This is a genomic window from Pseudomonas sp. JV241A, from assembly GCF_900275665.1.
GTDB classification, from domain to species: Bacteria; Pseudomonadota; Gammaproteobacteria; order Pseudomonadales; family Pseudomonadaceae; genus Aquipseudomonas; species Aquipseudomonas wadenswilerensis.
Map to the genome: position 1 here is coordinate 84616 of NZ_OPYO01000037.1, position 11924 is coordinate 96539.

Annotated in this window: 7 protein-coding genes and 1 riboswitch; of the genes, 2 read left to right on the forward strand and 5 right to left on the reverse strand. The window is 65.9% G+C overall.

The annotated features are described in order from the left end of the window. Positions 1 to 2: 2 nt before the first annotated feature. The 5 genes from JV241A_RS25340 to JV241A_RS25360 form a co-directional block, all read right to left on the reverse strand. Positions 3 to 626, reverse strand: a complete 624-nt coding sequence (locus tag JV241A_RS25340) for an SCO family protein (RefSeq protein ID WP_115087116.1) — start codon at positions 624 to 626, stop codon at positions 3 to 5. Positions 627 to 643: 17 nt separating this feature from the next. After that, positions 644 to 1291 (reverse strand): SCO family protein, encoded by a 648-nt coding sequence (locus tag JV241A_RS25345; RefSeq protein ID WP_134065043.1) that lies wholly within the window; start codon positions 1289 to 1291, stop codon positions 644 to 646. Further along, positions 1288 to 3267, reverse strand: coding sequence for a cytochrome D1 domain-containing protein (locus JV241A_RS25350; protein ID WP_134065045.1), 1980 nt, complete (start codon positions 3265 to 3267; stop codon positions 1288 to 1290). The genes JV241A_RS25345 and JV241A_RS25350 overlap by 4 nt, the downstream gene beginning before the upstream one ends. A gap of 15 nt (positions 3268 to 3282) precedes the next feature. After that, positions 3283 to 9159 carry a manganese-oxidizing multicopper oxidase MnxG gene (mnxG, locus tag JV241A_RS25355; protein ID WP_134065047.1) on the reverse strand — a complete coding sequence of 1959 codons (5877 nt, stop codon included), beginning with the start codon at positions 9157 to 9159 and terminating at the stop codon, positions 3283 to 3285. A 189-nt stretch (positions 9160 to 9348) separates the two neighbouring features. Then, positions 9349 to 9951 (reverse strand): lytic transglycosylase domain-containing protein, encoded by a 603-nt coding sequence (locus JV241A_RS25360; RefSeq protein ID WP_115086797.1) that lies wholly within the window; start codon positions 9949 to 9951, stop codon positions 9349 to 9351. Positions 9952 to 10128: 177 nt separating this feature from the next. On the opposite strand from JV241A_RS25360, the gene gspG reads away from it, so the two are divergent. Both gspG and JV241A_RS25370 read left to right on the forward strand, forming a co-directional pair. Beyond that, positions 10129 to 10551, forward strand: a complete 423-nt coding sequence (gene gspG / locus JV241A_RS25365) for a type II secretion system major pseudopilin GspG (RefSeq protein WP_115086798.1) — start codon at positions 10129 to 10131, stop codon at positions 10549 to 10551. Between the two features lie 16 nt (positions 10552 to 10567). Then, positions 10568 to 11755, forward strand: a complete 1188-nt coding sequence (locus JV241A_RS25370; protein ID WP_134065049.1) for a type II secretion system F family protein — start codon at positions 10568 to 10570, stop codon at positions 11753 to 11755. Between the two features lie 38 nt (positions 11756 to 11793). Continuing rightward, a riboswitch (TPP riboswitch) is annotated at positions 11794 to 11908 on the forward strand. The last annotated feature ends 16 nt before the right edge of the window (positions 11909 to 11924 follow it).

Consider the following 11924-nt stretch of genomic DNA (forward strand, 5'->3'; position numbering starts at 1 on the left):
ACTCAGCGCCCCGCCAAAGGTTGCGACAGCAACTGCAGGCGCTGGGCGATGGCTGGCGCCGGCGCGTCAGGGCGGATCTTGCTCCAGCGCTTGTTGGCCACGTCGCCGGCAATCAACTGGGTCGAGTGCTGCTCGGGGCTGGGAATCAGGTGGCCCAGGCGTGCCAGCACCCGATCCATCTGCGCTTTGTCGCCGGTGAGGAACAGCCAGTTGGGGCCATCTACTCCCTGTTTTTCGGCGAAGGCCTTGAGCACCGCCGGGGTGTCGTTCTGCGGGTCGCTGCTCAACGAAATGAACGTGACCTTGCTGGCCGCCTCCTCGCCCAGGGCTTCGCGCACTTCACGCAACTTGCGGGTGATCAGCGGGCAGGCATCGTTGCAGTGGGTGAAGATCACATTGAGCAGCACCACCCGGTCTTTCAGGACATCTTCGTAGAAGCGCAGGCTGCGGCCGTTCTGGTCCTGCAGCACGGTGTCGGTGAAGTAGCTGCGGGCGTCGCGGGTACCGCCCTCGGTGGTTACCGGGGTGGCGCTCGGGGTCGGCGAAGCGTGGCCTTCATGGGCCAGGGCCACGGAGCTGAGGATCCACAGGCACAGCGCCAGGGCCAACCAGTCGGTGCTGCGCATGCCACGGCTGGCGGCGCTCATGGTTGCACCTCCTGGGCAATGGCGGTGTGCTTGGCATGCACCCGGCGAGCGCTGAGGCGGTCGATCTCGCTGATCAGCAGTTGCGGGTCGGTGAAGCCGTAGAAACGGGTCCAGTGGCCGCTGTGGCCATCGCCGACGAGGATCAACGGCGGGTGCTGGCCCAGGTCGGCACTGAAGCTGCCCAGGCCCTTGAGGGTTTCGTTGATCGCATACGGGGTGCCGGTCAGCCAGCTCCAGCCCGGCCCGTTCTGGAAGGTCTGTGCGTAGCCGAGCAAGCGTTTGGGATCATCGCGCTGCGGGTCAACGCTGATCGACACCAGTTGCACCTCGGTGCCGACCCGGCCACCCAGCTGCTTCTGCACCTTGGCCATGATCGACGAGACCACCGGGCACACCGTGGTGCAGCTGGTGTAGATAAAGCCCATGACCACCAGGTGATCGGCTACCAGGTCCTGTTCCAGGCGCACCGGCATGCCGTTCTGATCAAGCAGCGAGACATCGGCAAAGCGCACCGAGGTCTTTTCCTGATGGGCGGCGGGCGCCCCGTGGGCACTGTGGTCGACACCGTTATGGGCCTGGGCGAGGCCGCAGCTGGCGGCGAGCAGGCAGAGGCTGAACAGTCTGCAGCGATCGAGCAGTTTCATTGCACACTCCTTGGTCCGGCGTCGGATGCTTGCTGTGCGCCAGCGGGCAGTACCCGCAAGCTGGTGTAGTTGTTCTCGGCAAAGCGCTTGCCCAGCGAGGGCGCCTGCACATGCAGGTACCAGGCGCCCGCTTCCAGTTGCTCCAGGGGCGCCTCGTAGATGCCCTCGCCCACTTCCCTGACCACGCTGGTGCGGGCCCGCGAGGTGGGTGCGAGGAAGTAGCGCAGGCTCAGGTCCTTGATTCCGGTACGCGGCGTGCCGTTGCCCTCGCTGATGCGAAAGCGCGCGACAACGGGCCGGCCCTGGTCCACCACCGAGGCGCCGATGAGGAATTCCACCTGCGGCGTCTGCCGGTGCGGTGCGCTGCTGGAGGCCGCCACTTCGGTGCTGAAGCAGTGGATGATCTGTGGCTGGTTGAGCAGGAAGGCGACATCGAAGGTACCGGCGGCCGGCAGCTTGACCGTCGAGCTATACACCCCCGGCGCCACCTCGCGCAGGCTGCGGTCGATGACCAGCGCGGCGCGGGCGCTGTGGCCACGGTTGGCGTAGCCGGACATCGGCGCGTTCATGCCTTCGGCGTAGAAGTAGGTGGTGTTGTCCACCGGGTTGACCACGAACACCGAGTTCTCGTCACGGGCCACGGTCAGGCCCTGGGCCAGCGGCAGGTCACCGGCCTGGCGCGGCGCCGCAGGCCCGGCTTCAAAGCCCTGGACAATCGGCTGGCGGCCTTCGCCCAGGCTGCCGAGGTTGATCATGCTGACCTTGGGCGACGCCAGGCCACGGATGTAGGCGTAGGCCTGGGTGAAGGTCAGCTGGTAGGGTTCGGTGGCCACCGGCAGGCTGTGGATCAACCGGTCGGTACTGGCGTCGATGACCATGGCCTGGCTTTCCAGGGTGTTGAGGACGATGCCGAAGCGCCCGTCATTGCTGAAGCGCATCGGCCCCAGGCCCTGCTGGCCTGCGATCAGGTGACGCTGGGTGTGGCTGCGGGCATCGATGACGCTGATGCTGCCGTCACGCCCATCGGCCACATACACCGCCTGGGACAGCGGCGAATAAGCCACCGACAAGGGGTGCGAGCCCACCTTGAGGGTTTTCACCAGGCGCATCTCGCTGGCGTCGATCACGCTCAGGGTGGCGCTGTCGCGGTTGCTGACAAAGGCGTAGCGCGAGTCGGCGCTGAAGGCGATTTCATGGTGGCCGGCGCCCGTGGCGAAAAACTTCAAGGTCGTGCGGCTGGGCACATCGATGACCGTCACCCCGCTGTTCTCAGGATCGCTGGCGTTGTTGCCGACCCACAGCAGGCGCTGGTCGGGCTGCATGGCCAGGCGCAGCGGTTGCTTGCCGGCCGGCAGGTTGGCGACGCGCTGGAAGGTCTCGGTGTCGATCAGCGCCACTTCACCGCGCTCGGGGATAGACACGTAGACCTGCTTGTCATCCTTGCTCGCCACCCAGTCCATCGGCGTGCCTGGCAGCTCGATGCGCGCCAGGGTGCTGGTGACGCCGCCCACCGACACCGACGGGTCGATCACGGTGAGGCTGGCATCCTTGTTCAGCACCAGCAGGAAGTAGCTGTTGAGGTCCAGCAACGGCCGCGCGCCGATGCTGCTTTTGAGGAACAGCGCCACCCGCGCCTTGCAGCTGTTGCTGCGGTCCTTGGCGGCATCCCCGGTCAGCGCCGGGTCCAGCCAGGCGCCGGGGGAAAGCCCCGACAATGGCTGACCGCTGTTCTGCTCGGTGATGGTGAAGCGCACATTGGCGAAGCTGCCTTCGGTCAGCGTCCCGCCCGAGCCCAACGGCCGCGCCTCGAACTCGACGGTGACACCGTCGCGGCTGAGGCTATGCAAGCCCTGCGGGTCACTCTCGGCCAGCTCGCTGCGCGGGTCGCACCACAGGCTTTCGTAACTCACCCCCAGGCCCATCAGGGTCAGGCCCGCCAGCAGGCCCAGGTACAGCGGTCGATTCTTCTTGGTCATGACCCTTCCCCTCACTCACTGTGCTGGCGGCGTGGCCGGTGGTGTTTCGTTGGTCACCCGCAGGATCCCCCACAAGCCGGACACGTTGCCGTAGGCGGCGTAGTCGCGGAACAGGTAGTCGCCCGGCACCGCGTTGCTGCCGCCGGCGCTGGGCAGCATGAAGCTGAAGTGCGCGGCCGGCAGCACGCTCTCCTGGGCGCCGATGTACATGGCCTGCGGGTTGTAGCCAAAGCGCACCGAACCGATACCCGGCAGGTACATCGGGTAGCCGCCCGGGTCGGCCTTCTCCGGCTGGTAGGCATGCAGCGGCCACAGGTGCCCGTCGAGCTGGTAGGTGATGCCGCGGCTGCCGCCGGTGGGCATCAGCACATGGTTGCGCAACGGCTGGCCAGGCTTGGCCCAGAGCACCGGGGTTTGTGGGTCGCCGCCGACCAGGGCATTGCTGTAGGCCATGTGGGCGTTGGGCACGTCGGCCCAGCCATTGCCATCGGCATGGCCGAACGGCGCATCCGGGGCCAGGCCGAAGCGGAACCACAACGGCTCGGTCTTGTAGTTGATGGCCATGTTCGAGTTGTCCTTCGGATCACCCGGCACGCCGTTGCCTTCAGTGGCAATGCCTTCCACCGGCCGGCCATCGGCCCAGCGCATGTTCAGCGAGCGCTGCCACAGCGTGGCGAAGTCGCGGTAGGCGGTTTGCCCCGGTACCTGCACCGTGGCCGAGGCCCGGCTTGCCGTGTCTTCGCTCCAGGTGGCGTTGAGCGGCAGGATGCTCATGGCGCCGATCAGGCCCTTCTGCCCCTGCTTGATGACATCGGCCGGGGTGATGTTCAGGCCGCCGAACTCGATGGCGGTGGTGTTGATGTTGTCCACCGCGCGGCCCATCTGCAGCACCGGCTTGCCTTCGCGCTCCAGATGCCCGGCGTAGTACTGGTAGACCTTGTTCGGGTACGCGCCGCTGTTGCCTGCGCGGGGCGGCACGGTCTGTACCGGGTTCTGGCCAACGTTGGCGCCGTCCGACTTGGTGATGTCGTAGGCCAGCAATTGGGTATGCAGGCCGACATGGCTGGAAGGACGCATCAGGTTGTTGTTGAAGGCGGTGGAGCCTTCACTGCCATTGCGGTCGCGCTTGACCACGTTCTGCATCACGGCGGTGCTGGCCAAGTCCGGCATGACCAGCGGCAGGCGGTTCTCCAGGGTGACCTTCAGGCACTCGCCGGCAGCGGCGCGCAGCACCAGCGGTTCCACCGGCACACCGGGCTTGAGTTTGCCGGTGCCGGGGTCGAGGTCGGCCTTGCGCACATAGAGGATCGCGGTTGGGTCATGCAGTGGCCCGCTATGGCCGCCGATGGTGAAGGTCTCGCCATCTTCCGGGTCGGTCACCGTCACCTGCGGGATGCTGGTACGCCGGCTGTTGTACACCAGGGTACCGCCGTTGGCCTTGAGCGGGCCGCCGACATGCTGGCCGACACCGGCCGGGTCGTTGATGCTCACACCCAACGCGTTGCCGAGGATGTCGTTGGCCAGGGCGGCGACGATTTCATAGCTGCGCTGCACCGTCGGCCGGGTGCCGATGCCGTTGCTGTTGGCGGTAAAGCGTGGGCAGATCCCGTCAAACGCCACGGTGTTGCGCGCCGCCATCGGCAGCGGGTTGTTGGGCAAGGCAAACAGGTCGTTGCGGCTGCTGGTGTAGTTGCGCATTACCCCCCAGATACCGTTCCAGTAGCCTTCGTGGGCGGCATCGAGCGAGTACAGGTAATCGCCGTTGGGCGCAGACGCGCTGGAGATCATCGACACCGGCGCCATGAAGCCCAGCTGTTCGGAAATGCCCACCATCTGCGAGGCTTTCCAGCCGGAGTTCGAGCTGTTGCCGAAGCCCGAGCCGTTCTGCAGCCACTTGACGCCGTGCAGGGTCACGTTGTGCTCCTCTTCATGGCCACCGGCATGCATGCGCAGGCGCACGTTGTCACCGGAGTAAGTGCGCAGCATCGGCGTGAACGGGTCGCCCGGCTCTGCCCCGGCGGTATTGATGTGCGGCGGGAACCGCGTGGTGCCACCGGTCGGGCCGACCGCCGAGGTAATCGCCGCCGGCGACAGGTTCATCGCCGGGATGGCGCGGTCGGTGCGACTTTGCATGGCGTAGGCCAGGTCACCGGCGAGGCCATCGGCCTGCATGCCGCGCTTGCCGTCCGGGGCCACCTTGTTGGGGTCGTAAACGCGCAGGGCCAGCGGTTCGTTGCGGTAGTTGACGACGAACATGCCTGGATCGTCCACCGAGATAGCCTGCGGGCACGGCCGGCTCGGGCAGCCCGGGTTCAGGCCGCCGCGCGATTCGACCACCGACTCCAGCAGGTTCGAGGCCTTCTGCCGTACCGGCGGGTTGATCGCATAGCGGAAGCTGTCGGCGCTGGCCGGGTACGCCTGGGCATTGGGGATGCCATCCGGGCCTGCACCGACATACACCCCGGCTTCATAGGCGTGCTGGAAGTCGCTGTACTCAAGGAAGAACTCACGGTAGCTGTCGTTGCGTCCGTCACCGTCGAGGTCGCCGGTTTTCACCACCGCCTGCCAGGACGTCGGCCCGCCGTCTTCGCGCAGGGCGCTGTTGTACAGCAGCTCGCCGGTTTCGGCGTGGTACCAGGTGGAACCGGCCGGTTCCGCCAGTACGGTGGCGTACAGGCCCAGTTGCTGGTGGGTCGATGGGCCGAGGTGGTCGTGGGTGAAGATGGTGCCCAGGCCACGGTCGACGTTATGCACGTTGACCACCGGGTCGACGAACCAGCGCTGCATGGCGGTACGTGCGCCCAGCCAGTCGGCGCGCCCGTAGCGGCCGAAGAACGGGTGAGCCTTGGCCACCGGGCACTCGGCCGTGCCTTCGCGGGGGTCACCGGCGCGGCATTGATTGAACTCGCGAATCGCATGAATGCGCTCGACCACGGTGCCTGGGGAAAGAATGCCGTCTTCGTAGTTCCAGCCGTTGGCCGAGCCGTCGGCGGCGGTCAGGTCCCATTTCGGCAGGTGGATATGCTGGCCGATGACGTCGGTCGGCGTGCGCACCTGGTAGTCGTCCATCTCGTAGTACGAGGGGATCAGGTTGGTGTGCTGGTACATCACGCAGTCGAAGGTGTTCATGCGCATCACCAGCGGCTCAGGTGGGCGCTGCTTGTTGATCACCGGCCAGGCGTCTTCCCAGAGGCTGATGATCCGCGCTTGCGGGAAGTGATAGCCGACCTTGTTGTACACCGCGTCGAACTGGATGTTGGCGCCCTTGTAGATGCGCGGGCGGTCGGCGGTAAAGGTCGAGCTGCCGGTAAAGCTCATGCCGTCCAGGCGCTCGCCGCTGTTGAACTCACCGGCCCCGGAGAACTGGGTCAGACGCTTGGCGCGGTCGTCCATGCACGGCTCGTAGTACGGTGCACCGGCGGTGGGCGCCGCGCCGTTGGTGCGAAAGTTACGCGCCACGGTCTGCTTGCCCGGCAGCACGGCATAGCTTGGGTGTTCCAGCTTGGAATGGAAGCTCATCGCCGCCTGTTCGACGTCGGTGCCCTCCTCGGGCAGGAACACCGCCTTGGCCTTGGTGATCGCCTTGGTGAAGTCCAGTGCGGTGGTCGTGACCACGGCTTCGCCACCGGCAGACAGTCCATCCAGGGCATGCCGTGGCAAGCCGCCGTCCCAGCCACCGACCTGGGCCGGGTCGAGGTTGGCCCACAGGGCGTTGCCGGAGTTCTTCAGCTGTTGCGCCTTGGCCGGATCGAGCATGTCCAGCGGTGGAGTTGGCGGGCGTTGGCCGACGGTGTTTTCCATGCCGCCGATCCAGAACGGGAAGCCCGGGTTCTTCAGGCTGCCGTCGGCGTTGCGGTTGGCTTCGCTGCGATCGACCAGGGCCAGGGAACCGACAGCGCGTGGCGCGGCGTCGTGATGGCCGGAGTCGTCATCGCCCTCCTCTTGCTCGTCGTCATCGTTTTCCGCGACCAAGGTTTGCGCCAGCTTCGGAATCACCGCGACCTTGCCCGGCATCGGCGCCATGGCCTTGCCTGGCAACGGTACGATGGCCGGGATGGGTGTACCAGCGATGATCTCACCGTCCGGCAAGGCCCGGGCGCCCGCGGCAGGCTTGCCGCTGCGCAAGGCGAACGGCACGCTGTGAAAACCGCTCTCGCTCTGGCCCGACACTTCCAGGCGGGTGCCTTCCTCGAACACATCGTGGACCCGCCACATGCTCCACATGCCCTGGGCAAAGTGCGGGTAGAAGTGGCAATGGTAGATAGCGTCGCCGGCCACGCGGTTGCGGTTGCCCGAGCCGCCGTTGGCGATTTCGTAGGTGTAGCCGACACCCGGGCCGATGCCCTGGGCATCGACATAGTCGGAGTTGTCGTCATTGGGGTTGAACAGCCACTGGTGACCGTGCAGGTGGAAGATATGCTGCTCGTGGCCGTTATGGGTGTTGCGGAACTTGACCATGTCGCCGATGTAGCTGTGGTTGACGTTGGCCGGTTCCGCCGGGTAAAGGGCCATGGTGGCCTTGACCCCGACCTGCTCGGCGCTCGGGGTCTGGCCCGGGCGAATGTTCTCAAGGCCGACGTTGGCCGGTACGTCCACCAGCATCGCCACGTCGCCGACGGTGTGCGAACTCAAGAAGAACTCTTCGTAGGCGCAGGACAGGCAGTCATGCATCGGGCCCACGCCCAGACGGTTGGCCACCACCTCGGCGCCCATGCCGCCGGAGCCGTAGTTGATCATGAACGAATCGCGGGTCGGCTCCAGAACATGCCCCATCACCGGGTCGGCCCAGTAAGCGGGAAAGGCCTGGGTCGAGGCGGCTTCATCGGTGAACTGCGCGGCGAAATCGCGAAACGGCTCCAGGCGGTTGGGGATGGCCGGGTTACGTTTGCCGAGGCTTTCCAGCGGGTAGGTCGAGGCCGGGAAGCTGCCATCGGCGTTGGGCCCCATGACGATGGCGTCGGACTCACTGGAGATGATCTCGTTGCCGTCGGTCATGGCAATGATCGGCGCGCCGGCCTTGCCCTCGCTGATCCAGGGTTCCTGCTGCGGGTAGCGCGCCTGGTAGTCGACGATCGGCTGGCCAGTGGGGGTGCGGCCGCTGCTGCTCAGGCGCATTTCTTCTTCGGTGAGGGTATTACGGAAGGTGCGCCCACCTTTGGGCAGCACCACGACCTGGCCGAACAGGCCGTTGGCGACGTTGCCGGCAGCGCCTTCACCGCCAAAGGTCGCGCCCTGGCTGGTGGCGGCAAACGCACCTTCGCGTTCGGCATACAAGGTGTAGGAGCGGCTGGCGCCGGGGGCGATCAGGAAGTTGCCATTGCGCCCGGTGTTGGCGGCGATGTCGGCGATGCTGTTGACCGCCTGCATGCCGTTGACCTGAAAGCCGACATGGCGGTCGGTAACCTGTTCGTCGGCGACAAAATGCTCGCCGCCTGGCTCGTTGCCTGCGGCGGCTTCGTTCTCTTCAGCTTCGTTTTCCTCGCCTTCGACCTCGTTCTCTTCTTCGTGGTCGATACCGTGCTTGTTCGGGTTGGCCTGGTAGGCCAGCAGGTTCTGCAGGTTGATGGTCAGGCAGTCGCCCGCCGCCACCCGCAGCACGATCGGCCGCGGGCGTTTGTCCGGGCGCAGGCTGACTTTACCCGGCACTGCCGCTCCGCCACTGGCCAGCGACACCTGGTGCTCGTCGACCACATCGCGGCGCAGGGCGAACATCATGCCGTTGGCATTCTGCGCACCCAGGCGGTTGAACATCAGTGGCTGATCGATCGCCACCACATTGGCCACCAGGTTGCGCTCGCAGCGCACGGCGGCTTCGCTGAGCGGCTGCCAGCCCAAGCTGGCGGCGGCGATCAGCAGTGAAGTCAGGACTGAGCCTTTGATTGGAGTCATCATGGCGTGCCTCTGTGGTGCAAGGGAACTCTGGAGGGGCTGGAGCAAGGCCCATGCCATATTTTTTATTGTTGTTTTTCAGTTACTTACAAAGATTAGTGAATCCTGATTGGGGGTGATTCCCCGGTATTCCCCACTAATCGGGGGTTGCCTCATCGCGGGGCAAGCCCGCTCCCACAGGTTCTGCGCCGATTACAGAGGCGCATCCACCGCCAGGCCCTGCAGCCGCCGGTACTGGCGCAACACCTTGGGCACATAGCGCTGGGTTTCGGCGAACGGCGGTACCACCCGGCCGCGGCGCAGCACCGCGTCGGGCCCGGCGTTATAGGCGGCCACTGCCAGGGTGATGTCGTTGTCGAACAGGGTGAGCATGCGTTTGAGGTAGCGCGCCCCACCCTGCACGTTCGCGGCCGGGTCGAGGACATTCTTCACCCCCATCTCCTTGGCGGTGTCCGGCATCAACTGCATCAGCCCCGCCGCGCCACTGGTGGAGCGGGCATTGGGGTCGTAGCGCGATTCGGCCTGGATCACTGCATGCAGCAACGCGGCTGGCAGGTCATGGGTTCTAGCGGCGGCCGCCACGACTTCGGCGTATGGCATGCCGGTGATCAATTGCCGACCATTGCCGGCCAGGCTCGGCGCTGTCTCGCTGACCACCCGCTGGTACGTTCGGCCCGGCCGGTGGACGTTGCTCAACACATAGCTGCCATCGGCCTTGACCGAGATGTACACATCGGCCTGAGCCGGATTGCTTGTGGCCAACCAGGCCAGGATTCCCGCAGTGAGCCAGCGCATCGTGCCACCCTCCCCGTTGCGTCCCCCAGAAAGTGGGGCATATGCCCCGATTGCCAGGGCTTCACCCTCCTGACGCAAGCACTGTGCCGCCTTGCCAGGGCCGTGCGGCAAAGGCCCGGCGCAGACGCGCACGGCATTTGCATAAGCCCTTGCAGCGCACCTACGGAGGGCCTGGCAATGAACAACAACCATCGCGCGCAACGTGGCTTCACCCTGCTTGAACTGTTGGTGGTCCTGGTGGTGCTGGGGCTGCTGGCCGGCATCGTCGCACCCAAGTACTTCAGTCAGCTGGGGCGCTCGGAGGCCAAGGTGGCCCGGGCCCAGATCGAAGGCCTGGGCAAGGCCCTGGACCTGTACCGGCTGGAGGTGGGGCACTACCCCAACTCCGAACAAGGCTTGCAGGCGCTGGTGGTCCCCCCCAGCGATGAGGTGCGCTGGTCAGGCCCGTACTTGCAGAAAAAGGTCCCGCAAGACCCCTGGGGGCGTAACTACATCTACCGCCAGCCCGGTGAAAACGGCGAGTACGACCTGCTGTCGATGGGCAAGGACGGCCAACCCGGCGGCGATGGCGAGAACGCCGAGATCACCAGTTGGCAATAGTCGGGAGGGGCTGCACATGCGCTACGAACTCAAGGCACTGGGCAAGGCCGGCGTGGTCTTGCTGCAGGTCGACGCCCAGGACGCAGGCCTCGCCCGCGAGCAGGTCGAGCAACAGGGCTTGCGGGTGGTCAGCGTGCGCAGTTGCCAGCGCCTGGCCGGCTTGCGCTGGCGGCGTGGCGAGGTGTTTGACCTGGTGCTGTTCAGCCAGGAGCTGACCACCCTGATCAACGCCGGCCTGCCGCTGATTGACGCCCTCGAGAGCCTGGCCGAGAAAGAGACCGCGCCCCAGGCGCGCAAGACCCTCGGTGAGCTGGTGCGCCTGCTGTACGAAGGCAAGTCGTTGTCCCAGGCCCTGGCGCAGTTGCCCAGCGTGTTCCCGCCGCTGTACGTGGCCCTGGTGCAGTCGAGCGAGAAGACCGGCGCCCTGGGCGATGCCCTCGGCCGCTATGTCGCCTACCGCCAGCGCATGGACGAAGTGCGCCAGAAGATCATCAGCGCCTCGATCTACCCGCTGCTGCTGTTGCTGGTCGGTGGTGGCGTGGTGCTGTTTCTGCTGGGGTATGTGGTACCGCGCTTCAGCCTGGTGTTCGAAGGCCTGGGCACCGAACTGCCGTGGATGTCGCGCTGGCTGATGCAGGCCGGGATGTTCCTGCACGCCCATCAGGTGGCCATGGGCAGCGGTTTCGTGCTGCTGATGGTGCTGCTGTTTGTCATGCGCCGCGAGCCACGGGTACGCCGCTGGCTGAACCGCCAGCTGGAGCGCCTGCCGGCCCTGCACAAGCGCCTGGTGATGTACGAACTGGCGCGTTTCTACCGCTCGCTGGGGATCCTCCTGCAAGGCGGCATCCCGATCCTCACCGCCATGGCCATGGCTCGCGGCCTGCTCGGTGCAGCCGGCGCGCAGCGCCTGGAACAGGCCTGTGAACGGGTCACTGAGGGCCTGTCGCTGTCGGCGGCGCTGGAAGCCGGGCAACTGGTGACGCCCGTGTCATTGCGCCTGCTGCGCGCTGGCGAGCAGTCCGGCAACCTCGGGCAGATGATGGAGCGCAGTGCCGACTTCTACGACGCGGAAATCAGCCGCTGGATCGAGTGGTTCGTGCGCCTGTTCGAGCCGCTGCTGATGACCTTCATCGGCCTGCTGATCGGCCTGATCGTGATCCTCATGTACATGCCGATCTTCGAACTGGCCTCGAGCATCCACTAGCACGCGACGTGACAATCATCGGCCCTTGCTGTATAGATTCGGCCACCAAGGGGAGCCCGGCAACGGGCTGAGAAACCGCTGGCACTTGCAGCGCGGTGACCCTTCGAACCTGATCCGGATCATGCCGGCGAAGGGATGGGTATTGTGCACCTGCCTTTTTGCCGGCCTC

Coding starts and splice junctions, on each gene's coding strand:
- mnxG (WP_134065047.1), bottom strand. CDS start 9,159: ATGATGACTCCAATCAAAGGCTCAGTCCTGACTTCACTGCTGATCGCC.
- JV241A_RS25345 (WP_134065043.1), bottom strand. CDS start 1,291: ATGAAACTGCTCGATCGCTGCAGACTGTTCAGCCTCTGCCTGCTCGCC.
- JV241A_RS25350 (WP_134065045.1), bottom strand. CDS start 3,267: ATGACCAAGAAGAATCGACCGCTGTACCTGGGCCTGCTGGCGGGCCTG.
- JV241A_RS25360 (WP_115086797.1), bottom strand. CDS start 9,951: ATGCGCTGGCTCACTGCGGGAATCCTGGCCTGGTTGGCCACAAGCAAT.
- gspG (WP_115086798.1), top strand. CDS start 10,129: ATGAACAACAACCATCGCGCGCAACGTGGCTTCACCCTGCTTGAACTG.
- JV241A_RS25370 (WP_134065049.1), top strand. CDS start 10,568: ATGCGCTACGAACTCAAGGCACTGGGCAAGGCCGGCGTGGTCTTGCTG.
- JV241A_RS25340 (WP_115087116.1), bottom strand. CDS start 626: ATGCGCAGCACCGACTGGTTGGCCCTGGCGCTGTGCCTGTGGATCCTC.